Annotated in this window: 22 protein-coding genes; 17 read left to right on the forward strand and 5 right to left on the reverse strand. The window is 68.1% G+C overall.

Annotated features, from left to right (window positions below; all coding sequences use genetic code 11):
- Nucleotides 1-112: 112 nt before the first annotated feature.
- The 9 genes from pdxT (at nucleotide 113) to AC5RUK_RS02520 (ending at nucleotide 9919) form a co-directional block, all read left to right on the forward strand.
- Nucleotides 113-778, forward strand: coding sequence for a pyridoxal 5'-phosphate synthase glutaminase subunit PdxT (gene pdxT, locus AC5RUK_RS02480; protein ID WP_494151291.1), 666 nt, complete (start codon nucleotides 113-115; stop codon nucleotides 776-778).
- A 2-nt stretch (nucleotides 779-780) separates the two neighbouring features.
- Nucleotides 781-1536: a YebC/PmpR family DNA-binding transcriptional regulator gene (locus AC5RUK_RS02485; RefSeq protein WP_493987104.1), complete on the forward strand. Its 756-nt coding sequence runs from the start codon at nucleotides 781-783 to the stop codon at nucleotides 1534-1536.
- 26 nt (nucleotides 1537-1562) lie between these two features.
- On the forward strand, nucleotides 1563-2123 hold the full coding sequence (gene ruvC / locus AC5RUK_RS02490) for a crossover junction endodeoxyribonuclease RuvC (protein ID WP_494108888.1): 561 nt from the start codon (nucleotides 1563-1565) through the stop codon (nucleotides 2121-2123).
- Between the two features lie 161 nt (nucleotides 2124-2284).
- Complete coding sequence (gene ruvA, locus AC5RUK_RS02495) at nucleotides 2285-2920, forward strand: Holliday junction branch migration protein RuvA (protein WP_494151292.1); 636 nt, start codon at nucleotides 2285-2287, stop codon at nucleotides 2918-2920.
- A 1-nt stretch (nucleotide 2921) separates the two neighbouring features.
- Nucleotides 2922-4007, forward strand: coding sequence for a Holliday junction branch migration DNA helicase RuvB (gene ruvB, locus AC5RUK_RS02500; RefSeq protein WP_493987107.1), 1086 nt, complete (start codon nucleotides 2922-2924; stop codon nucleotides 4005-4007).
- A gap of 142 nt (nucleotides 4008-4149) precedes the next feature.
- Entirely contained in the window at nucleotides 4150-4593 is a 444-nt protein-coding gene (locus AC5RUK_RS02505; protein WP_493987108.1) for a preprotein translocase subunit YajC, read from the forward strand.
- Nucleotides 4594-4704: 111 nt separating this feature from the next.
- Complete coding sequence (secD, locus tag AC5RUK_RS02510; protein ID WP_493987109.1) at nucleotides 4705-6432, forward strand: protein translocase subunit SecD; 1728 nt, start codon at nucleotides 4705-4707, stop codon at nucleotides 6430-6432.
- The gene (gene secF / locus AC5RUK_RS02515) at nucleotides 6433-7428 is read left to right on the forward strand and encodes a protein translocase subunit SecF (RefSeq protein ID WP_494108891.1); all 996 of its coding nucleotides are present in this window, start codon (nucleotides 6433-6435) and stop codon (nucleotides 7426-7428) included.
- Between the two features lie 280 nt (nucleotides 7429-7708).
- On the forward strand, nucleotides 7709-9919 hold the full coding sequence (locus AC5RUK_RS02520) for a RelA/SpoT family protein (protein ID WP_493987529.1): 2211 nt from the start codon (nucleotides 7709-7711) through the stop codon (nucleotides 9917-9919).
- Between the two features lie 54 nt (nucleotides 9920-9973).
- Here AC5RUK_RS02520 and AC5RUK_RS02525 read toward each other — a convergent pair whose 3' ends face one another.
- From AC5RUK_RS02525 to AC5RUK_RS02535, 3 genes are all read right to left on the reverse strand, one after another.
- Nucleotides 9974-10585, reverse strand: coding sequence for a type IV toxin-antitoxin system AbiEi family antitoxin (locus AC5RUK_RS02525; protein ID WP_494151293.1), 612 nt, complete (start codon nucleotides 10583-10585; stop codon nucleotides 9974-9976).
- A 98-nt stretch (nucleotides 10586-10683) separates the two neighbouring features.
- Nucleotides 10684-12393, reverse strand: coding sequence for a DUF349 domain-containing protein (locus tag AC5RUK_RS02530; RefSeq protein ID WP_494151294.1), 1710 nt, complete (start codon nucleotides 12391-12393; stop codon nucleotides 10684-10686).
- A gap of 63 nt (nucleotides 12394-12456) precedes the next feature.
- Nucleotides 12457-13248, reverse strand: a complete 792-nt coding sequence (locus AC5RUK_RS02535) for a peptidylprolyl isomerase (protein WP_494151295.1) — start codon at nucleotides 13246-13248, stop codon at nucleotides 12457-12459.
- A gap of 194 nt (nucleotides 13249-13442) precedes the next feature.
- Here AC5RUK_RS02535 and hisS point away from each other — a divergent pair, with 194 nt between their 5' ends.
- On the forward strand, nucleotides 13443-14792 hold the full coding sequence (hisS, locus tag AC5RUK_RS02540) for a histidine--tRNA ligase (protein WP_493987114.1): 1350 nt from the start codon (nucleotides 13443-13445) through the stop codon (nucleotides 14790-14792).
- Nucleotides 14793-14817: 25 nt separating this feature from the next.
- Here hisS and AC5RUK_RS02545 read toward each other — a convergent pair whose 3' ends face one another.
- Nucleotides 14818-16068: an APC family permease gene (locus tag AC5RUK_RS02545; protein ID WP_494151296.1), complete on the reverse strand. Its 1251-nt coding sequence runs from the start codon at nucleotides 16066-16068 to the stop codon at nucleotides 14818-14820.
- A gap of 212 nt (nucleotides 16069-16280) precedes the next feature.
- On the opposite strand from AC5RUK_RS02545, the gene aspS reads away from it, so the two are divergent.
- The 3 genes from aspS (at nucleotide 16281) to AC5RUK_RS02560 (ending at nucleotide 20244) form a co-directional block, all read left to right on the forward strand.
- Entirely contained in the window at nucleotides 16281-18077 is a 1797-nt protein-coding gene (aspS, locus tag AC5RUK_RS02550) for an aspartate--tRNA ligase (RefSeq protein WP_494151297.1), read from the forward strand.
- Between the two features lie 82 nt (nucleotides 18078-18159).
- Nucleotides 18160-18777 (forward strand): GNAT family N-acetyltransferase, encoded by a 618-nt coding sequence (locus tag AC5RUK_RS02555; protein WP_494151298.1) that lies wholly within the window; start codon nucleotides 18160-18162, stop codon nucleotides 18775-18777.
- 48 nt (nucleotides 18778-18825) lie between these two features.
- On the forward strand, nucleotides 18826-20244 hold the full coding sequence (locus AC5RUK_RS02560) for a replication-associated recombination protein A (RefSeq protein WP_494151299.1): 1419 nt from the start codon (nucleotides 18826-18828) through the stop codon (nucleotides 20242-20244).
- A gap of 27 nt (nucleotides 20245-20271) precedes the next feature.
- Here the strand turns inward: AC5RUK_RS02560 and dtd are convergent, their stop codons facing one another.
- Entirely contained in the window at nucleotides 20272-20724 is a 453-nt protein-coding gene (dtd, locus tag AC5RUK_RS02565; RefSeq protein WP_494151300.1) for a D-aminoacyl-tRNA deacylase, read from the reverse strand.
- Between the two features lie 147 nt (nucleotides 20725-20871).
- On the opposite strand from dtd, the gene AC5RUK_RS02570 reads away from it, so the two are divergent.
- The 4 genes from AC5RUK_RS02570 (at nucleotide 20872) to AC5RUK_RS02585 (ending at nucleotide 23082) form a co-directional block, all read left to right on the forward strand.
- Nucleotides 20872-21273: a hypothetical protein gene (locus AC5RUK_RS02570; RefSeq protein ID WP_494151301.1), complete on the forward strand. Its 402-nt coding sequence runs from the start codon at nucleotides 20872-20874 to the stop codon at nucleotides 21271-21273.
- A gap of 295 nt (nucleotides 21274-21568) precedes the next feature.
- Nucleotides 21569-22195: a 30S ribosomal protein S4 gene (gene rpsD, locus AC5RUK_RS02575; RefSeq protein ID WP_493987120.1), complete on the forward strand. Its 627-nt coding sequence runs from the start codon at nucleotides 21569-21571 to the stop codon at nucleotides 22193-22195.
- A gap of 250 nt (nucleotides 22196-22445) precedes the next feature.
- Nucleotides 22446-22829 carry a DUF948 domain-containing protein gene (locus tag AC5RUK_RS02580; protein ID WP_493987121.1) on the forward strand — a complete coding sequence of 128 codons (384 nt, stop codon included), beginning with the start codon at nucleotides 22446-22448 and terminating at the stop codon, nucleotides 22827-22829.
- A 19-nt stretch (nucleotides 22830-22848) separates the two neighbouring features.
- The gene (locus AC5RUK_RS02585) at nucleotides 22849-23082 is read left to right on the forward strand and encodes a DUF6167 family protein (RefSeq protein WP_493987122.1); all 234 of its coding nucleotides are present in this window, start codon (nucleotides 22849-22851) and stop codon (nucleotides 23080-23082) included.
- Nucleotides 23083-23117: the final 35 nt, after the last annotated feature.

Below are 23117 nucleotides of genomic sequence, written 5' to 3' on the forward strand. Positions count from 1 at the left end.
CCCACAGTGCCGGCGGGCACCGTTTAACACTGCCGGACCGGATGGCACTACTGTTTTTCCGTACGGTCGCCACGTCGGGCGGCCCGATGCCGAACTCCGAGGAACCGTCACCGTGGTCACGATTGGTGTGCTTGCCCTGCAGGGCGATGTCCGCGAACATCTATCCGTCTTGGAACACAGCGGTGCCAAGGCGGTGCCGGTGCGCCGGCCGCGGGAATTGGATGCCGTGGACGGCTTGGTCATCCCCGGCGGCGAATCCACCACGATCGACAAGCTCACCCGCATGTTCGAGCTGGCCGACCCGCTCAAGAGGCGGATCGGGGCGGGCATGCCGGTCTACGGTTCCTGCGCGGGCATGATCATGCTGGCCCGTGAGATTGCGGATCCGGCCACGGACCTGAAGGGCGAGCCCCAGCAGACGCTGGGCGGCCTGGACATTACGGTGCGGCGGAACGCCTTCGGCCGGCAGCGCGAATCGTTCGAGTCAAACCTGGACTTCCAGGGCCTGGAGTTCAGTGCGGCGTCTCCCGGCCAGGACCCGGCGCCGGTGCACGCCGTGTTCATCCGGGCGCCCTGGGTGGAACGCGTGGGCAAGGACGTGGAGGTCCTTGCCACCGTCGAGCCGGAGGCGGCCTCCCACACCGATACTTTGCACGGGACAGCTAGAATAGTGGCAGTGCGTTCGCGGCATTTGCTGGCGACATCCTTCCACCCGGAGATTACGGGGGAGCGCCGCATCCACGAACTTTTCATCCGCATCGTCAGAGGAGAGGCGTAAGCATGGCCGGACACTCCAAGTGGGCAACCACCAAGCACAAGAAGGCCGTGATCGACGCCAGGCGTGCCAAGTCGTTCGCGAAGCTGATCAAGAACATCGAAGTGGCGGCCCGCAACGGGGGAGCGGACATGTCCGGCAACCCCGCGCTGGAGCTGGCCGTCCAAAAGGCTAAGAAGACCTCGGTCCCCAACGACAACATCGACCGCGCGGTCAAGCGCGGCGCCGGCCTGACCGGCGAAACGGTGGACTACAGCGAAATCATCTACGAGGCCCGTGGCCCGCAGGGCTCCGCCGTGCTGATCGAGTGCCTCACCGACAACAAGAACCGGGCCGCCTCCGAGGTTCGTTTGGCGATCACCCGCAACGGCGGCACCGTGGCCGACCCGGGGTCGGTGTCCTACATGTTCTCCCGCAAGGGCGTGGTGTCCCTGCCCGCCAACGGGCTCACGGAAGACGACCTCCTGATGGCGGTGCTGGAAGCCGGCGCGGAGGAAGTCAAGGAGCAGGGCGACAACTTCGAGGTCCACACCGATCCCGCGGACCTTCGCGCCGTCGTCGCCGCGCTGGAAGAGGCCGGCATCGAGTACGAAACCGATGAGATCGAGTTCGTCTCCTCGATGGCCGTGGAACTCGACGCGGACGCAGCCCGGAAGTTCATGAAACTGGTGGATGCGCTCGAGGACCTGGACGACGTCCAGAACGTCTACTCCAACGCCGACATCAGCGCGGATGTCCTCGCCGAAATCGAGAACGACTGACACCGGTCCGGCCGTCGGCACCAGCCATGCGCGTGCTGGGAGTGGACCCGGGCCTGACCCGCTGCGGCCTGGGTGTGGTCGATATTGAACCAAACCGCCGCTCCTCGCTGGTGGACGTCGGGGTGGTCGGGACCACCCCGGACATGCCGCTGGAGCTGCGCCTGCTCAAGATCGCCGACGCCATCGACGAATGGCTCGACGCGCACACGCCCGACGTGCTCGCCGTCGAACGCGTTTTCAGTCAGACCAATGTCAGCACGGTGATGGGCACGGCCCAGGCGTCCGGCGTGGTCATCGCGGCGGCAGCACGGCGGGGGATCGCCGTCGCGCTGCACACCCCTACCGAAGTGAAAGCGGCGGTCACCGGCAACGGGCAGGCGGACAAAGCCGCGGTGACCAAGATGGTGACCCGGATCCTGCGGCTGGACACCCCGCCGCGCCCGGCCGACGCTGCTGACGCCTTGGCGTTGGCAATCACCCATGCCTGGCGCGGCGGAGCAGCGAAACCGGCTGCCGGCGGCGGGATGACGACGGCCCAGAGGCTCTGGGCGGAGGCCGAAGCAAAGGCCAAGCGGACGCGCCGCTGACCCGCCGCCGGCGGCTGAAGGCAAACGGTGCCACGGTGTGGCGGTCGCCGGTAATGTCTGCGCTGCCCCGTAAGCTATTCGTAGATATGTTCGGACAATCCGCCCGCCGTGCTGCTGCGGGCGGACTCCGGGCCGCAGTGCCGGAATTGGGAGTTGAGTTCATGATTAGCTCGTTGCGCGGCGTCGTCGCCCACGTGGGATTGCAATCGGCCGTGATCGACGTCAACGGATTCGGCATGCTCGTCCAGGCGACGCCGCAGACCCTGGGCACGCTGTTCGTGGGGCGGGAGGCCGAACTGGCCACCACCATGATTGTCCGCGAAGACTCCATGACGCTGTTCGGCTTCGAGGACGCGGCGCAACGGGAAGTCTTCGAAACCCTCATCTCGGTCAGCGGGGTCGGTCCGAGGCTCGGCCTGGCGGCGCTGTCGGTGCACTCGCCCGAGGCCCTGAGGGTTGCCGCCGCGGAGGGGGACAGCAAGGCATTCACCAAGGTTCCGGGTATCGGGCCGAAGCTCGCCGGCCGGATCGTGCTGGAGCTGGCCGGGAAGCTGATCCCCACCGGCGAGCAGGCCCCCCAACAGGCGGGCGGCTGGAAGGGACAGGTGCAGGAGGCCCTGGCGGGCCTGGGCTGGTCGGAGAAGGACGCCGCCGCGGCCGTGGACACCACCGCGGAGGAAAATCCGGAGGCGGCAGCGGCGGGCAATGTGGGCGACTTGCTGCGGCTGACCCTGCGCAGGCTGGGCCAGGACGGTGCCCGGACTGGCTCGGCCCGGCGGACCGCGGGAGTGAACTAGCGTGGCAGAGGATTCCGAGAACAACCGGCTGGTCGCCAACACGTCGGAAACCGAAGAAAGGGCGATCGAATCGGCGCTGCGGCCCAAGAACCTGGACGATTTCGTGGGCCAGGCCAGGGTCCGCCAACAGCTGTCGCTGGTGTTGGAAGCTTCCCGGATCCGCGAACGCACGGCTGACCACGTCCTGCTGTCCGGCCCGCCCGGGCTGGGCAAGACCACGCTGGCCATGATCATCGCCGCGGAAATGAACGCGCCGCTGCGGATCAGCTCCGGACCGGCGATTCAGCACGCGGGCGACCTGGCAGCGATCCTGTCGTCGCTGACCGAAGGGGAGATCTTTTTCCTGGATGAGATCCACCGGATGTCGCGGCCGGCGGAGGAAATGCTCTACATGGCGATGGAGGACTTCCGGGTGGACATCGTGGTGGGCAAGGGCGCCGGCGCCACCGCCATCCCGCTTGACCTGCCGCCGTTCACCCTCGTCGGGGCCACGACCCGGGCCGGGCTGCTGCCGGGTCCGCTGCGTGACCGTTTCGGCTTCACCGGGCACCTGGAGTTCTACGCCGTCGCGGAGCTTGAACTGGTGCTCCGCCGCTCGGCCATGCTGCTGGACCTCAAGGTGAGTTCGGCGGGCTTCGCCGAGATCGCCGGACGCTCCCGCGGCACTCCCCGCATCGCCAATCGTTTGCTGCGCCGCGTGCGGGACTGGGCTCTCGTGCACAAGATCGAGGAGATTGATGCGCGTGCGGCGGCGGCTGCGCTGGATATGTACGAAGTCGACGAACGGGGACTGGACCGCCTGGACCGGGCGGTGCTGACCGCCCTGATTACCAAGTTCGGCGGCGGGCCCGTCGGCCTGTCCACCCTGGCCATCGCCGTCGGCGAGGAAACCGAGACGGTGGAGACGGTGGCCGAGCCCTACCTGGTCCGCGAAGGGCTGCTGGGCAGGACGCCGCGCGGACGGATCGCCACCGCCGCCGCCTGGCAACACCTGGGGCTGGCGGTGCCGGATCATCTGGCCGCAGGACAGACCGAAGACCTGCTCTCGGAACTGCTGGAGCCGGACACGGATTTCGCCGAAAACTGAAGCTTGACCGTGTAAGGGCCGTCACCGCGTAGAATGGTAGGAACGTGCGGAGTGCGCCGTTCCTCGCGGGACGCGGCAGGCTGCGTACACGGTCCGGATTTTCCTACCGGTCCGCTCCAGACTTCTAGGACGGAACTTTCCTGTGTTCGTAAATCTCTTCACCGGCACCACTCCCCAGCAGCAGTCGGGCGGCATCGACGTGATGACGATCGGCCTGTTCGCCGTTTTCGCGCTGTTGATCTTCTTCATGTTCCGCAAGCAGAAGAAGGTCCAGGCCCAGATGCGCGAGAAGGCTGAGCGCATCAAGGAGCAGATGGTGCCGGGCACCGAGGTGATGACGCAGTTCGGTCTCTTCGGCACCGTCGTTTCCCTCGACCCCGACAACAACAAGGTGGTCCTTGAACTGTCGCCGGGCAACACCGCCACTGTGCACACCCAGGCGGTGAACGAAGTGGTGACCCCGGAGACCCCCGAGGTTCCCGACGACGCCTCGTCCCTCACCGCGGAAAGCGCCACCCGCCCGGAGGAATCCGCCGAGGACACCCTCAAGCGGCTGAACGAAGAGCAGAACAAAGACACCAAGTAGGCCAGCGACGGCTTAGCCGTATAGGCGTGCAGTGGCGGGGCATGCCCCGCCACTTCGCCATGTACCGGCCGGTACCGCCGGCCGACTGAGCCGATGAGAGAAAGATCTTCCATGGCACGAACCGGTTCCACCAGCATCGCGCGGCGGACACTTATCTGGCTCGGTGTGCTCCTTGCCGCCGGCACCGTCATCCTGGGCAGCGGTGTGTTCACCGGCCAGGCGAGCTGGGCGCCCAAGCTGGCGCTCGACCTCGAGGGCGGCACCCAGATGATCCTGGCTCCGCAGGTCCAGGGCGGCGGGGGCGAGATCACCGCCGAGCAACTCAACCAGGCCGTGGAGATCATCCGCCAGCGCGTCGACGGTTCCGGCGTGGCGGAAGCGGAGATCACCACCCAGTCCGGCCGCAACGTGGTGGTCAGCCTGCCCGGTGTCCCGGACCAGCGGACCCGCGAACTGATCCAGGCTTCGGCCGCTATGGAATTCCGGCCGGTACTCACCGTTGCGCCGGGTTCCGCCGTCCCGGAAGAAGAGCGGACGCCGGAAGCTGACCTTCCGGAACCGGCTGCCGCCCCGGAGAACGCCAGCGACATGAACTGGATCACCCCGGAGCTCTACCAGGAGTTCGAGGCGCTCGAATGCCTGGATCCGGCTGCAGCGGACGAGGAGACCGGGCCTGCCGACCCGGCCAAGCCGATGGTCGCCTGCGAACCGGACACCGGCATGAAGTACATCCTGGGCCCGGTGGAGGTGCCCGGCACGGATATCGTCGACTCCAGCTTTGGCCAGGTGCGCGGCACCCAGGGACAGACGCTGAACCAGTGGGCAGTGAACATCGAGTTCAACGGCGAGGGGACCGAAACCTTCAAGGCCGTGACCGAGCGGCTGTTCGGGCTCCCCGGCGCCCAAAACCAGTTCGCCATCGTGTTGGACGGCGAGGTAATTTCCGCCCCGACAACCAACGCTGTCATCCCGGACGGCAAGCCGCAGATCACCGGCAACTTCACGGAAGAATCTGCCCGTGTCCTCTCCGAACAGCTGAAGTACGGCGCGCTGCCGATCAGCTTCGAGATCCAGAGCGAACAGCAGATCTCCGCCACCTTGGGCGCCGACCAGTTGCGGATGGGCCTGTTCGCCGGACTCATCGGCCTGGTGCTGGTCGCCGCCTACTCGATCTTCCAGTACCGCATGCTCGGCCTCGTGACCATCGCGTCACTGGTGGTGGCCGGCATCATCACCTACCTGGCGATTGCAATCCTGGGTTGGACCGAAAACTACCGGCTGTCGTTGGCCGGCGTCGCCGGCCTGATCGTGGCGATCGGCCAGACCGCCGACTCGTTCATCGTCTACTTCGAACGTATCCGCGACGAACTGCGCGAGGGCCGGGGCCTGGTCTCGGCCGTGGATAACGGCTGGAAGCGTGCACGGCAAACCGTGCTGGCTTCCAAGGCAGTCAACTTGCTGGCCGCCGTCGTGCTCTACTTCGTGGCGGTGGGCAACGTGCGCGGTTTCGCGTTCACGCTGGGCCTGACCGCGGTGGCCGACCTCCTGGTGGTCTTCATGTTCACGCACCCGACCATGCAGCTGCTGGCGCGCACCAAGTTCTTCGGCGAGGGCCACCGGTTCTCCGGCCTGGATCCGCGCTTGCTGGACGCCGTGCCGCTGTACCGTGGGGCAGGGCGGATCCGCCAGCCCGGCGAACGCAAGGTGCCTGTGCGGGCCAAAAACGCCGCGGCGGCTGCGGAAGCCGACCGCCGCCAGACCATCGCCGAACGCCGGGCGGCCGAGAAGCAGCGCGCCACCAGCGGCGCGGGCCGCGGGTCCGACAAGGAGAGCAACTAAATGGCCAACTTTGCTAAGTGGGGCAACGATCTCTACACGGGCAAGCGCTCCTACGACTTTGTCTCCAAGTACAGGCTCTGGTTCGGCATTGCTGCCGCCGCGATCCTCCTGTCCATCGTGGTGCCGTTCGTCAAGGGCGGGTTCAACCTGGGCATCGATTTCCGCGGCGGTTCCGAGTTCACCGTTTCCAACGTGGAAAACACGGACGTCGGTCCCGGCGAGGCTGCCGTGGCCCAGGTCGCGGCGGATGCAGATCCCCGCGTGACCAACATCGCCCCGGGGACCATGCGGATCCAGACCGAGCGGCTGGACGACGACCAGACCCTGGAACTGCGTGACGCCCTGGTCGAAGCCTACGACGTCAATACCGACCAGGTGACGTCCTCGTTCGTCGGTCCTACCTGGGGTGCCGACGTGACCCGGCAGGCGATCTGGGGCCTCGTGGTGTTCGTTGTTCTGGCGGCGATCATGATGGCGCTGTACTTCCGGACCTGGAAGATGTCCGTCGCCGCGCTCAGCGGCCTGGTGGTGGTGCTCATTGTGACCGCCGGCATCTATTCGCTGAGCGACTTCGAGGTGACGCCCTCGGCCATCATCGGCTTCCTGACCATTTTGGGGTACTCGCTGTACGACACGGTGGTGGTCTTCGACAAGATCCGCGAGAACACGGAGGACCTGGACAAGTCCACCAAGAGGACCTTCGCGGAAGAGGTCAATCTCGCCGTGAACCAGACCCTGGTCCGGTCCATCAACACCTCCGTGGTCGCCGTCCTGCCGGTCGCCGCGATCTTGTTCATCGGCGCTTTCCTGCTCGGCGCCGGCACGTTGAAGGACGTGTCGCTGGCGCTGTTCATCGGCATCATCATCGGCACCGCCACGACTATCTTCATTGCGGCGCCGATGTACGCGCGGCTCCGGGCCAAGGAACCGGCGCTGCTCAAGCAGGCCAAGAAGGTGGAAGAACGGCGCCGCACCGAGGCCGCCCCCGCCGTATGACGCTGCAGCGGGGCGCCGGGGCCTCCGGACGGGCATAGAATGGTTTTTCCGGAACAGTGCTGGGCCGTGCGCCGCCCGCCGGCGGCTCAAAAGGCTGTAGCGTCGGTTCCAGGACCAATCGGGAAGGCGGGAAAGGTTGGCCGATCACCTTAGGTCGACGGACCAGGCCAGTGATGCCGGCGTGACACCGGATCCTGGTTCTTCTGTCGTGCCCGCGGCCGCCGAAGTCCCCGGTACCGCACCGGTCCGCCATGCCTTCCCGGGCCGCCGGGAAAGGACGATGTCCCGGCTTGCCCGGCTGGCCGGACGGGGCGGCACCAGCTATTCGCCCATCCTGGAGCCCCTGCTGCGCACCGTCCGCGCCAACAACCCGCGCGAGGACTTCGACCTGATCCACCGCGCCTTCGTGGTGGCCGAGCGCAGCCACCGCGGGCAGAAACGCAAGAGCGGCGACCCGTACATCACGCACCCGGTCGCCGTAGCCACGATCCTCGCGGAACTGGGCATGACCGGCACCACGCTGGCTGCCGCCCTGCTGCACGACACGGTCGAAGACACCGAGTACACGCTCGCCGACCTGAAGGCGGAGTTCGGTCCCGAAATCGCGATGCTGGTTGACGGCGTCACCAAGCTGGACAAGGTGCAGTTCGGCGACGCGGCCCAGTCGGAAACCGTGCGCAAGATGGTCGTGGCGATGGCCAAGGACATCCGCGTCCTGGTGATCAAGCTGGCCGACCGGTTGCACAATGCCCGGACCTGGCGCTTTGTCTCCCCGGAGTCGTCGGCGAAGAAGGCCCGCGAGACCCTGGAGATCTTCGCCCCACTGGCGCACCGGCTGGGCATGAACACCATCAAGTGGGAGCTGGAAGATCTCTCCTTCGCGGCCCTGCATCCAAAGGTCTATGAAGAGATCGTGCGGATGGTGGGGGAGCGCACTCCCGAACGCGAGAAGTACCTGACGACGCTGCGCACCAAGATCGGCGACGATCTGCGCGCCGTGAAGATCAAGGCCACGATCACCGGCCGGCCGAAGCACTACTATTCGATCTACCAGAAGATGATCGTGCGGGGTAAGGACTTCGACGATATCCACGACCTGATGGGTATCCGGGTGCTGGTGGACACGGTCCGCGACTGCTACGCGGCGCTCGGGGCCCTGCATGCGCGGTGGAACCCGCTGCCCGGCCGGTTCAAAGACTACATCGCCATGCCCAAGTTCAACATGTACCAGTCGCTGCACACCACGGTGATCGGTCCGGGCGGCAAGCCTGTGGAGATCCAGATCCGCACCCATGAAATGCACCGCCGCGCCGAATACGGCGTCGCGGCCCACTGGAAGTACAAGGACATCGCCCGCGGCGGGACGGCCGACGGCGGTGACATGGGCTGGCTGCGCAGTTTGGTTGACTGGCAGCAGGAGACCAGCGACCCCGCCGAGTTCCTGGACTCCCTCCGGTTCGAAATCAACGCCAAGGAAGTCTTCGTCTTCACCCCCAAGGGCGAGGTCATGGCGCTGCCGGCCGGATCAACCCCGGTGGACTTCGCCTATGCCGTGCACACCGAGGTTGGCCACCGCACCATCGGTGCCCGGGTGAACGGCAAGCTGGTCCCGCTGAACAGCGAACTCAGCCACGGCGACTGGGTGGAGATCTTCACTTCCAAGGCGGAGGGCGCCGGTCCCAGCCAGGATTGGCAGGGCTTCGTCAAGAGCCCGCGGGCACGGAACAAGATCCGCCAGTGGTTCACCAAGGAGCGCCGCGAAGAGGCGATCGAGAAGGGCAAGGACCAGCTCACCCGCGCCATGCGGAAGCAGAACCTGCCGCTGCAGAAGATGATGACGCACGACGCGTTGATGTCGGTGGCGCAGGAACTTCACCATGCCGACGTGTCAGCGCTGTACGCCGCCGTGGGCGACGGCCATACGTCCGCCCAGAACGTGATCGAGCACCTGGTCGGCCTGCTCGGCGGACGGGAAGCGGTCGAGGAGGCCGAGCCGTCCCTCCCGACGACGGTCAAGCGGCCGAAGCATCCGGACTCCGGCGTCACCGTCGTCGGCGTCGGCGACGTCTGGGTCAAGCTGGCCCGGTGCTGCACCCCGGTCCCGCCGGATCCCATCGTGGGGTTCGTCACCCGGGGCTCGGGCGTGTCGGTGCACCGCTCCGACTGCCGCAATGTGGCGGAGCTGCGGGAAAGCCCCGACCGGATCGTCGACGTCGCCTGGGCGCCCACTCAGTCCAGCGTGTTCCTGGTGGAAATCCAGGTCGAGGCGCTGGACCGCAAGAGCCTGCTCTCCGATGTCACCCGCGTGCTTGCCGAGAACCATGTCAACATCCTCTCCGCGACCGTCCACACCTCGAGCGACCGGCTGGCGATCTCGCGGTTCTCCTTCGAGATGGGCGACCCGAAGTACCTCAGCCATGTGCTCGGCGCGGTCCGGCGGATCGACGGCGTGTACGACGTGTACCGCAGCTCGGGGTCCCAGCGCCGCTGATCCGCCCGACGGCGGGGACGCCCCTCCGCGTCCCCCGGGAGAACGTTCCCGCTGTCAGGCTGCGCCCATCGCCGAGTCCAGGCGCTGCAGCGCCCGGGACTTGCCCGGCAGTCTCGGCCGGGCGGCGATTGCCTGCCGGATGGCGTCCAGCGGACAGCCGAGCCCGCTGGTTCCGGCCAGCTCCCTCAACACGGGGACAGCGTCCGGGTCCGGTGCGTGCAGGGCAACGTCCAGCGCGGTCCGCAGCGGTGTGCTGACCGGGACCCCGCCGATTGTCACGGTATCCAGGGGGCCCAGCGTCACTTCGTGGATCAGGGCAAGGCGGTACCGGCCCTGCGACGTGGTCCGGTGCCGGTGGTCCAGCAGCACCGAAAGTTTCTGCGGGGCCGGCGCGCAGCCGTAAACCCATGCCGCCGTCAGCCTCCCCAGCACCACTTTCCGGCGGACATGCTCGGGCAGGCTGTAGTACGCGGCGGCCGCGCGGTGCCGGGGTGTGATCTGGTCCCACGGCAATGCGAACCCCGGACCATAGACGTTGACCAGGAGGCCGTCCAGCCGCATGCACTCGAGTTCGCTGCGGCTGAAGGGATGCCCCGGTCGGAGTACCGCCGGCGGGGCCTGGGCGTTACGTCCAGCCGCCGGGGCGGCGGGAGGTTGACGGGTCATGCCAGACAGCATGCCAAAACGGTCCGGGACAGCCGAAGGGCCCCGGAACGCTTTGTGGAAAGCGTTCGGGGGCCCTTCGGCTGTGTAGGGCTTACCCGCTAGGAGAAGTCCTCCGCAGAGCGCTGCAGCGTATCGAGCCACTGGCGGCGGGCATCCAGGGCCTCGCGGGCCTTGGCGATCCGCCGCTGGTCGCCGGCCTTTTCGGCCTGGGCCAGGTCATCCTCGAGCCCGACGATTGCCGACTCGAGCTGGGACAGCGCGCTGTTGGTACGGGCCTTGGTCTCCGGGTTCGTCCGGCGCCAGTGGTCGTCGTCGGCGGCCTTCACCGCGTCCTCAACCTTGCGCAGGCCTGCCTCGATCCGCTGCATGTCACCGCGGGGGACCTTGCCGGCTTCCTCCCAACGGTCGCGGATGGACTGCAGGGCCTTCTTGGCTGCGGACAGGTCGGTCACGGGCAGCAGCGCCTGGGCCTCGGCGACCAGTGCCTCCTTGACCTTCAGGTTGGCGGCGAACTCCTGGTCGATCGCCTCGTTGGCGGCCTGGCGCGCAGCGAAGAACTTGTCCTGCGCCGCCCGGAACCTCGCCCACAGCGCGTCGTCATCCTTGCGGCTGGCGCGCTTGGAAGCCTTCCAGTCGTCCATCAGCTTCCGGTACTCGGCCGCGGTGTGGCCCCAGTTGGTGGACGTCGAAAGCTCTTCGGCCCGTGCGATCAGGGCTTCCTTGGCCGCCTTTGCCGCCGCGTTGTCGCTGTCCAGCTGGCTGAAGAACGCGCGCCGGTGCCGGTCGAAGACCGTCCGTGCGGAGCGGAAGCGTTTCCACAGTGCGTCCTCGGTGCTGCGCCCCAGCCGGATGCCGTTCTTCTGGGCGGACTTCCACGCGTCGAAGAGTTCGTTCATACGGGCGCTGCTGGTCTTCCACTGCACCGACGACGGGTCCTTGCCTGCGATCTCCTCGGCTTCGGCGACGATGGCTTCGCGGGCCGCCAGCTCGGCGGCACGCTGGGCTTCCTGGCTTGCCTTCTCGGCCTTCTGCAGCTCGCTGATGGCAGTGCCAAGTTCGGCCAGCCGGGACTCGAGCGCGGGCACGTCGCCCACCATGTGGCGTTCGGCCACCTGGGCCTTCAGATGCTCAAGGGTCTTGTGCATGTCGTTGGAGGGAGCCTTGGCTTCCACCCGCTGTTCCAGCAGTGCCGCCTGGGCCGCGACGTCGTCATACTTGCGCACGAAGTAGGCCAGCGCCTCGTCCTTGCTGGCGTCCGGGTACTGCCCGACCGGGTGCTCCTGTCCGTCGAGCAGCAGGAACACGTGGCCGTCGTCCGTAATTCGCGCCCACTTGGACGCTTCGGACAGCGGCGTGGAGGCGACCGCCGGAACGGGGATGACCTGTTGTGCGGGAGCGGCGGCAGCAATCTTTCCCGGCATGGCCGCCGGCGTGGGTTTGGGGCCCGGGGCGGGCTTCGGGACCGGTTTGCCCGCCAATTGCGGCGCGCTGGGGGAGGGCCCGGGCGCGGCCGGCGCCTTTTCCTCCGTGGCCGGCCGTTCCGCGGCGGCCGGGGGCTCGGTAGCTGCGGACTCGCCAGCCTCCGGCGCCTGTTCAGCCGGTGGTGCAGCAGCCTCCGGAGCCTCCGGCGCCTCTTCAGCCGGTGCAGCAGCCTCCGGAGCCTGCACAGCCTCTTCAGCAGGTGCCTGGCTCGCTGCCGGATCGCTTGCGGCTTGTTCGATCGGGGCCTGTTCCGCTGCCGGACCGGTTGCGGTCTGTTCGGTTTCGGCGGTCTGGGCTGCTTCGTCGGATTGCTGACTGGGTGTCACCGCTAGAACTCTTTCGCTTGTGCCTGGTGCCGCCTGTTCAGCAGCACCATCGTGGTGGGGTGCTCACTGGAGGGTGAACGACTCTATTGTTACCGGTATCTTAGGCGGGCCGTCCTGGCTGTCGGCATCCTCGACGCCTCCGGCCGCGATCTGCTCGATGACGTCCAGCCCTTCGGTTACCTTACCCATAATCGTGTAGCCGCCGGTATCCTGCGGGATCGTCGAATCTTTCCACGCAATGAAGAACTGCGTCCCGTTGCTGTAGGTATCCGCACCGCGGGCGACGGCGATAGTGCCGGCCGGATACACACCGTCTTCGGGGGTGTTCTCCACCGGGCCCCACTGGTATGCGGGATCGCCGCCGCCGGCCCCGTCCACGGAACCGCACTGCAAGACGCCCATGCTGGCGGCGGTGGTGAGCCGGTGGCAGGTCTTGCCCTCGAAGAAACCGTCCCGGGCCAGGGTGCTGAAGACCGCTGCCGCCTGGGGCGCCACGTTGCCGTCCAGTTCCACGCCGATGTCGCCCTCGTTCGTGGCGATCGTGCCGCTGAAGACCTTGCCCTCGGCGATCTCCGGCGACGGAATGTTTGCCGCGTTGGCGGAGGGCTGCGGCGAGGCAACGCCTTGCGGGTCTTCGAGGCCTTGGCGGACCTGTTCCACCTCCGACGGAGTGGGGTTCGAGGCGAACACGGTCAACTGGACGATCACGCCACCGGCTACCAGGGCCGCCACGGCTGCGCCGCCGATAATGTTGTCGCGCTTGCGCCGCGCCGCCTGCTGCCGGCGCAGGTCGCGCTTGGCCTCCATCCGGGCAATGCGGCGCCGGGTTTCGCGGTCATGACGGCTCCGGGCCAAAGCTCCTCCTGGTCGTTGCAATGTACGGCTCCGCCCGACGTCGGGGCGTCGCCCGGCAGCGCGTTTGGTTCCGCTGCCGTGGCAGGCCTTAAACTGGTCCAGCAGCAAGTCTAGCGATCAGTGCCGCCGCACTGCCGCCGGCTCCGATGCACCCGCCTCATCCTCACCCCTCATCTACTAGGAGATACGTCCGTATGGCACGCAAGGCCTCCCTGTCAGGCTTCCCGGAATGGCTTCCGCAGGAGAGGCTTGTGGAGCTGCATGTTCTGGATTCCCTGCGCCGGACGTTTGAGCTGCACGGCTTCTCCTCCATCGAGACCCGCGCCGTCGAAACCGTGGCCCAGCTGCTGCGCAAGGGTGAGATCGACAAAGAGGTTTACGGCCTGCACCGCCTGCAGGCCGACGAATCCGAGGGCAAGGCCGAGGACAAGCTGGCCCTGCACTTCGACCTCACGGTCCCGTTCGCGCGCTACGTCGTGGAGAACGCCGGCCACCTGGCCTTCCCGTTCCGCCGCTACCAGATCCAAAAGGTCTGGCGGGGCGAGCGCCCGCAGGAGGGCCGGGCCCGTGAGTTCACCCAGGCGGACATCGACGTGGTGGGCGACGGCGAGCTGCCGTTCCGCTACGACGTGGAGCTGGCGTTGGTCATCGTCGAGGCCCTCAGCGCGCTACCCATCCCGGAGTTCAAGCTGCGCGTGAACAACCGGAAGCTGGCGGAAGGCTTCTACCGCGGCATCGGCCTGACGGATACCGCCGGGGTGCTGCGCAGCATCGACAAGCTGGAGAAGATCGGTCCCGAGAAGGTCGCCGCACTGCTCCAGGAAGAACTCGGCGCCACCGACGAACAGGCGCAGGCGGCGCTGAAGCTGGCGTCCATCCGCACCGAGGACACCTCCTTCGTGGACCAGGTGCGGGCGCTCGGTGTCCGGCACGAGCTGCTGGACACCGGTCTGGCCGAGCTGGAGGAAGTCATCGGCGAGGCGCACCGGCGGGCCCCGGGCAAGGTCCTGGCCGACCTGAGCATCGCCCGCGGCCTGGACTACTACACCGGCACCGTCTACGAAACCGTCCTGGTGGGCCACGAGCAGCTGGGCTCCATCTGCTCGGGAGGCCGCTACGACGCGCTGGCGGCCAAGGGCAACCGGACCTTTCCCGGCGTTGGCCTCTCCATCGGCGTGACCCGGCTGGTCATGCGGATCCTGGGGCAGGAGTTCGCCGTGGCGTCCCGCCAGGTGCCCACGACGGTGCTCGTCGCCCTGGCGAACGAGGACAGCTGGTCGCAGGCCCAGGACGTGGCGGGGGAGCTGCGTTCACGCGGCATCAGCGTGGAGGTGGCCGCGAAGGCGGACAAGTTCGGCAAGCAGATCAAGTACGCGGACCGCCGCGGCATCCCCTTCGTCTGGTTCACCTCGCTGGCCGACGATGGGAGCCTCAGCCACGAGGTCAAGGACATCCGCTCCGGCGACCAGGCCGCGGCCGATCCGGCGGTCTGGACCCCTCCGGCGGAGGACCTGGCCCCGCAGATCACCGCGGCCGCCCACTGACGGCGGCCGCGGCTGCGCGCCCGGTTCAGGCGCCGGGACGGCGGCGGACCGGCGCCAGCGCCGCGCGGCCGACCACGCCCGCGCCGAGCACGGCCACCATCATCAGCACGGACGTGACCGGCAGGGTGAAGGCCAGCAGCAGGCAGCCGACCAGCCCTGCAACATTCAGCAGCTTCGGCGCGTGCCAGGGCCGCTCGTCGAGGGTCAGGGCGGCCGCATTGGTGACGCTGTAGTAAATCAGCACGCCGAAGCTGGAGAGCCCCACCACCGCGAGCACATCCTGGGTGAGCAGCAGGAAAATGACGACGGCGGCCACGACCAGGTCCGCCGCCCACGGAACCTTGAAACGGGTACCCACCGTGGCGAAGACGCGCGGCAGGTCGCCTTCGCGGGCCATGGCGAAGGTGGTCCGGCCGACGCCGGCGATCAGCGCCAGCAGGGCGCCTAGGCTGGCGAGGGCGGCGGCGATGGCCATGGCCGTGGTGCCCACGCCGCCTCCGACCTCCTCCATGACGGCGCGCAGCGGGGCTTCGCTCTCCGCCAGCAGTTCGGGTCCCAGATAGCGCAGCAGTCCCAGGCCGATCAGCATGTAGAGCACGAACGTAATCAGCAGCGCGGAGAAGATGGCCACGGGAATCAGCTTCTTCGGTTCGCGGATCTCTTCGCCCATGGTGGCGATCCTGGCGTAGCCGGCGAACGCGAAGAAGAACAGCCCCGCGGCCTGCAGCACGCCGTACGGCGACGCCGCGATCTGCCCGGCCGGAGCCCCGACCGGATCGGCGTCGAAGGCCACAACGATCGCGAAAACCAGCACGGCGGCCACGAACGCCACGATCCACCGGGTCACCCAGGCGGTCCGGGTGATGCCCAGCAGGTTGATCGAGGTCAGCACGACGACGGCGGCCACGGCGGCGGCGGTGGCATACTCCGGGAAAACGTAGAGGCCGAAGGTCAGGGCCATGGCCGCGCAGGAGGCAATCTTGCCGGTCACGAAGCTCCAGCCGGCCAGGAAGCCGGGCCATTCGCCCAGACGCTTCCGTCCGTAGATATACGTGCCGCCGCTGGTGGGGTAGAGCATGGCCAGTTGCGCGCTGGCCGCCGCGTTGCAATAGGCCACAAACGCCGCGATGCCCAGTGCAAGCGGCAGCCAGGGACCGGCGGCGGCGGCTGCCGGACCGAACACGACGAAGACGCCGGCTCCGATCATGGATCCGACGCCCACGGTGGTCGCGTCGACTCCGCCCAGGCGGCGTTCCAGCGACGATTCACTACTCACGGTTGCTCCAGCTCCTTGCCCGCTGCGCCCCGGCGCCGACCGGCCGGTCCGGGCCATTTCCTCCCGCACGGCGGTAGTCGAGGTCCGGGGCGCGGCTTGATCAACGGTAAACTCGTCTACATCTCCACTCACCATAGCCGTACCCCGCCGCCGCACGAGGTAAACAGCGGGCGGCGAACAGATGAGCGAATCGTTCTACCGGAAGGACTGTTGTGCTGCGCACACACGACCTCGGCACCCTCAGGGCCGAGCACATCGGACAAACCGTTACCCTCGCCGGCTGGGTGGCCCGCCGCCGCGACCACGGTGGTGTGGCGTTCCTGGACCTGCGCGACGCCTCCGGTGTGGCGCAGGTGGTGGTCCGCGAGGAGGACGTGTTCCATTCGCTGCGCAATGAATACGTGCTGCAGATCAAGGGCACCGTGGAGAAGCGCCCGGAGGGCAACGAAAACCCGGCCCTCGCCACCGGTGAGGTGGAGGTGATGGCGGAGGACGTCGTCGTCCTCAACACCGCCGATCCGCTGCCGTTCCAGGTGGACGAGCACGTGGAGGTGGGCGAGGAAGCCCGCCTCAAGCACCGCTACCTGGACCTGCGCCGGCCGGGCCCCTCGAAGGCGCTGCGGCTGCGCTCGGAAGCCAACCGGGTGGCACGCGAGCTCCTGCACGGCGACGGATTCGTGGAGATCGAGACCCCGACGCTGACCCGCTCGACGCCGGAAGGCGCCCGCGACTTCCTGGTCCCGGCGCGCCTTGCCCCGGGGGCTTGGTATGCGCTGCCGCAGTCCCCGCAGCTGTTCAAGCAGTTGCTGCAGGTGGGCGGCTTCGAGAAGTACTACCAGATTGCCCGCTGCTACCGCGACGAGGACTTCCGGGCCGACCGCCAGCCGGAGTTCACCCAGCTGGACATCGAAGCCAGCTTCGTGGACCAGGACGACATCATCGCCCTCGGCGAGCGGATCGTGCAGGCCCTCTGGCGGCTGATCGGCGTCGAGATCACCGCGCCGATCCCGCGGATGACCTACGCCGAGGCGATGGACAAGTACGGTTCGGACAAGCCTGACCTGCGGTTCGGGCTGGAGCTGACCGAGCTGACCGAATTCTTCAAGGACACCACGTTCCGCGTCTTCCAGGCGCCCTATGTGGGTGCCGTGGTGATGCCCGGCGGAGCCTCGCAGGCCCGCCGCACGCTGGATGCCTGGCAGGAATGGGCCAAGCAGCGCGGCGCCAAGGGCCTTGCCTACGTGCTGGTTCAGGAGGATGGGGAGCTGACCGGCCCGGTGGCCAAGAACCTCACCGACTTCGAGCGCGGGAACCTCGCGGACACCGTGGGCGCCAAGCCCGGCGACTGCATCTTCTTCGCCGCCGGCGACCGTGCCGCCTCCCGCGCGCTGCTGGGCGCGGCGCGCGTGGAGATCGGCCACCGCACCGGTTTGATCAACGAGGGCGACTGGGCGTTCGTCTGGGTGGTCGACGCGCCCATGTTCGAGCCCGCCGAAGCGGCCGTCGCCTCGGGCGACGTGGCGGTGGGCGGCGGCAAGTGGACGGCCGTGCACCACGCCTTCACCTCGCCCAAGCCGGAATTCATGGACACCTTCGACACCGACCCGGAGTCGGCGCTGTCCTACGCCTACGACATCGTCTGCAACGGCAACGAAATCGGCGGCGGCTCCATCCGTATCCACAAGCGGGACCTGCAGGAACGCGTGTTCAAGGTGATGGGCCTGGACAAGGAGTCCGCGCAGACCAAGTTCGGCTTCCTGCTGGAGGGCTTCAAGTACGGCGCCCCGCCGCACGGCGGCATCGCCTTCGGCTGGGACCGCGTGGTTGCCCTGCTGGCCGGCGAGGAGTCCATCCGCGAGGTCATCGCCTTCCCGAAGACCGGCGGCGGCTACGACCCGCTGACCGCAGCGCCGGCACCGATCACGCCGCAGCAGCGCAAGGAAGCCGGCGTCGACGCCAAGCCGCAGCCCAAGGACGCGGCCAAGGAGGCCGGGGCCAAGGCGGAGTAGCCGGCCACTTTAACCTCCCTGACGCACGACGGCGGGCGCGCACCTCTTGCGGTGCGTGCCCGCCGTGCTGTCTGCTGGGAGCATGCAGACAGCTACCGGTGCAGGTGTCGCCGTCGTCCCGGCAAACCGGGCGTCCTGGGACGACCTGCAGGCGGTTTTCGGTGCCCGCGGTGAAGCGGCGCGTTGCCAGTGCCAGTGGTTCCAGACGCCGGCGGCTCAGTGGCGGGAGGAGCTGGTCGAGGACCGGGCTCTCCGGCTCCGGGCCGAGACCCGGTGCGGTGATCCCGCGGCCGGTTCCACCAGCGGCCTGGTGGCGTACCTGGACGGCGAACCGGCAGGCTGGTGCGCCGTAGAACCCCGGACGGCGTACCGGCGCCTGCGCACCAGCAGGGTGGTGTGGGCCGGCCGCGATGAAGACCCCGACGACGGGACGGTGTGGGCTGCGGTGTGTTTCACCACCCGGGCCGGCTTCCGGCGCCGCGGCGTCAGCCGGGCCCTGGCTTCCGCCGCCGCCGACTGGGCGAAGGAGAGCGGCGCCCGCGCGATCGAGGGCTACCCGCTCATCCCCAAGCCCGGGCAGCAGCTGACGTGGGGCGAACTGTACGTGGGCAGCCACAGCATCTTCAGCGCGGCGGGTTTCCGCGAGGTCACCCGCCCGACGCCCCGCCGCGCCGTGATGCGGCTCGACTTCCGGGAGTAGGGCCGGGCGGTGCCCGGGGCGTCAGGGGGGAACGATAGCCTTGACCGTGTGAGTGACTTGTTCAGTGCGGCCGCAGGCGACGATGAAGACTACGACGGCGATGGCCGGGAACCGGTGTCCGACGGCGACGCCGGATCGGGGCGTCCGCGCAGCCCGCTGGCGGTCCGGATGCGGCCGCGCACGCTGGACGACGTAGTCGGCCAGCAGCACCTGCTCCAGTCGGGATCCCCGCTGCGGCTGCTGGCCGCCGGCGGTGCGGCCACCGGTCCGGCGGGGCCGTCGTCGGTGATCCTGTGGGGTCCGCCCGGCACGGGCAAGACCACGCTGGCGCACGTGATCGCCCGCGGCCCGGGCCGCAAGTTCGTGGAGCTCTCGGCGATCACCGCCGGCGTCAAGGACGTGCGTCGGGTGATGGACGAGGCGCTGACCGCCCGCGACCTGCACCGGATGACCACCGTGCTGTTCCTGGACGAGATCCACCGCTTCAACAAGGCGCAGCAGGACGCGCTGCTGCCCGGGGTCGAGAACCGCTGGGTGGTGCTGGTCGCCGCGACCACCGAGAACCCGTCGTTCTCCGTGGTCTCGCCGCTGCTGTCCCGCTCGCTGCTGCTGACGCTGAAGCCGCTGACCGCCGACGACGTCGAAGCCCTGCTGGTGCGCGCCGTGGCGGACGAGCGCGGGCTGGCCGGGCGCGTGGCCCTGAGTGACGAGGCGCTGGAACACCTGGTCCGGCTGGCCGCCGGCGATGCGCGCCGCGGCCTGACCGCACTGGAGGCCGCCGCGGGAGTGGCCTGGGGCGAATCGGGCGGGACGGGCGAGGACGGCGCCCCGGTGCTCGTCGAGCTCGGCCACGCCGAGCGTGCGCTGGACCGCGCCGCGCTGCGCTACGACCGCGCCGGCGACCAGCACTACGACATCACCAGCGCCTTCATCAAGTCGATGCGCGGTTCCGACGTGGACGCGGCGCTGCACTACATGGCCCGGATGCTGGAGGCGGGGGAGGACCCGCGGTTCGTGGCCCGCCGGATCATCATCCATGCGTCCGAGGACGTCGGCATGGCCGACCCCACCGCGCTGCAGACAGCCGTCGCGGCCGCCCAGGCCGTGCAGCTGATCGGCATGCCCGAGGCCCGGCTCGTGCTGGCCCAGGCCGTGGTCCACATCGCGACCGCACCGAAGTCGCCGGCCTGCTACGCGGCGATCAACGCGGCAGTGGCGGACGTGCGCGCCGGGCGCGGCCAGGGAGTGCCCGTGCACCTGCGCGACTCCCACTACGCCGGCGCCAAGGGCATGGGCCACGGGAAGGGCTACGTCTACTCGCACGATGCCCCGCACGGGATCGCCACCCAGCAGTACGCACCCGACGACCTGGTGGGCCGGAACTACTACGAACCGACCACCAACGGGGCGGAACGGGAAATTTCCCCCCGGGTGGACCGGCTGCGGAAGATCATCCGCGGCGAATAACGAGGGCGGCGCCCGGCCGCGCTCAGCTTACTCGCGGCGCGGCTTGCCGAAGTCCTCCGTGTCCAGGCTGATGGTGAACGGGCCGGAATTCACCAGCTCCAGCTCCATCATCGCGCCGAACACGCCGGTTTCCACCCGCGCGCCGAGCACCCGCAGCGCCGCCACGAAGTCCTCCACCAAGGGTTCGCCGACCGCCGCCGGGGCGGCCGCCGACCAGGACGGCCGCCGGCCGCGGCGGGTATCGGCGTACAGGGTGAACTGGCTGACCACCAGCAGCGGGGCGCCGGCCGTGGCGCAGGACTGCTCGCCGTCGAGGATCCGCAGCTGCCAGGTCTTCTGCGCCAGCGCCACCGCGTCGTCCGGGGTGTCGGAGTGGGTGGCGCCGACCAGCACCACTAGTCCGGGACCGGGCAGGGCGCCCACCACGGCGCCGTCGACACTGACGCTGGCGCGGCTGGCGCGCTGCAAAATGGCTCGCATGGACCCAGCCTAGGCAAAAGCCGCCCCTGCACACGAACGGCGGCCAAGCCCTTGGACATGGAAGGGTGGATACACACAGGATGTTGCGTGTGGCGAAGCCGCGCCAGGCGTACTCTCAAGGCACGTGGGGGACTCGTAAGGGGCAGAGTGCTCCGTGCGGTTTCCTCAACTGAAGGAGGAGCCATCAGAACGATCCGTCTCATCAAGCGCCAGGTCGTCGAGATGCCCCAGCCTGCAAAGGCCCTCTTCCTGTGTTTACTTGGGTTGTTCCTCCTCTTCTTTGTCGTTGCTTTACTCCAGGGTCCGGGATGGTTGGTGCTGCTGGTTTTCGGGGCCGCCGGACTCTCATTCTTTCTCTTTGGTCTCTGCATCTTCAGGGATGTCAATGGTGTGGCCAGTGCTTGGTCCCGTATGTACAAGGAGAGCAAAGGAATACCGCAGGAGGGCTTCACCTTCGTCGATGTCCCGACGGTAAGGTTCATGGGCTTCATCTACATGTGCGTGGGAGTCGTGGCCTTTGCAGGCATAGCACTTGAGACTTTCAGATAGCCATACGCGCCCGGCACGCCGATTAGACGGCGTCGCCCGCGGAGGAGGCCACGCGGTGGCAGCGCCGCCCGAGGACCGTGCCCACCCGAAGCGTGCGGCACCAACCCAGGCTGCTGCTAGAATGGTTGGCTGACTGGCAAGCCGTTCTTCACGCGCCGTCAAACCCCGGATCAAATCAGAGGTGGGGCCAGACGCGTGCCGCGAACGGACTGTAGCTGAAGGTAGCGGTTGACCAACGCTCTCCGATACATGGAGGCCAGCAAACCATTGCACCGCACATAACTGGAAGGACATCGTGGCTAACAACACACGAGCCCGCCGCAAGGTCCGCATTTCGCGTGCCCTTGGCATTGCCCTGACGCCCAAGGCTGAGAAGTACATGGAGCGTCGTCCGTACGGCCCCGGCCAGCACGGACGCGCCCGCCGCAAGCAGGACAGTGACTACGCCGTACGTCTGCGCGAGAAGCAGCGTCTGCGTGCCCAGTACGGCATCCGCGAAGCACAGATGACCCGTGTCTTCGAGGAAGCCCGCAACACCGCCGGCCTGACCGGTGAAAACCTGATCGAGCTGCTGGAAATGCGTCTTGACGCCCTGGTGCTGCGTGCCGGCTTTGCCCGCACGATTTCCCAGGCCCGCCAGCTGGTGGTGCACCGCCATATCATGGTTGACGGCAAGCGCGTGGACCGCCCGTCCTTCCGCGTTTCCGAAGGCCAGCTGATCCACGTGCACGAGCGCTCCGAGAAGATGCCCCCGTTCCAGGTGGCAGCTGCCGGCGCTCACCGCGACGTGCTCCCCAACGTTCCGGCGTACCTGGATGTCGCTCTGGAGAAGCTGCAGGCCCGCCTGGTCCGCCGCCCCAAGCGCTCCGAGGTCCCCGTGACCTGCGAAGAGCAGCTGGTGGTCGAATACTACGCTCGCTAGGCCCGTTGTCCCGGGCGTGAAACCCCGGGACCGCACCTGCGAGATGCCGCCCCCGTGCGCGGGGGCGGCGCTGAACAGCCCGCGGCATCGGCCGCGGGCTGTTCAGTAGGTAAGGTGTTGTCAGTGGCGGGACGGTGCCTGCGTAAGGTGCGCCCCGCCGTCGTTAGCCGGACCCGCAGCGGATGGCCCGCCCACGCTGCGCGCGGAACCGGAGTACGCCGTTAACCAACAATGAGGAGCGTTTGAGCCCATGTCAGGTGGAGATATCGCCGGTCTGATCGCCGCGGGCGTGTTCGCGGTGCTGGTGGCCATTTTGGCCATACCGGTCTGGAAGCTCGGCAAGGTGTTTGACGAACTGCGCCAGGCAATCCGGGAGATCAGCGACGGCACGACGCCGCTGATCGGCGAAGTCACCACCACGGTGAGCACCACCAACGAACAGCTCAGGAAGGTCGACGGGATCTCCAACCACGTCTCGGACGCCTCCGCCAACGTGTCGGCCCTGACCTCGCTGGTCTCCGCGACCCTGGGCTCGCCCCTGATCAAGGTGGCCGCTTTCTCCTACGGCGTGCGCAGCGCCTTCAACTCCGCCGGCAAGGGCGCGCCCGAGGGCAAGCGCCGCCGCGGCCGCTAACCGGGAAAGAGGAACCGATATGAAGCGAATGATCTGGATGGCCGCCGGTGCGGCGATCGGCGTGCTCGCGGTGCGCAAGGTGTCCCAAACGCGTGACGCGTTGGGCCCGGCGGGACTGAACCGTGCCCTGGCGCAGGTGGCCGACTCCGTGGCCAACTTCGCCGACGCGGTCCGCGACGGCATGCAGGAACGTGAAACCGACCTGCGCCTGGCCCTCGGCATCGATTCCGCCGACGACGTCCGCAAGCGATAAGTTTTTCTACGGTCACCGAAGCCGCAGCCCGGCCC

This window comes from Arthrobacter sp. Y3223065 (assembly GCF_059090885.1).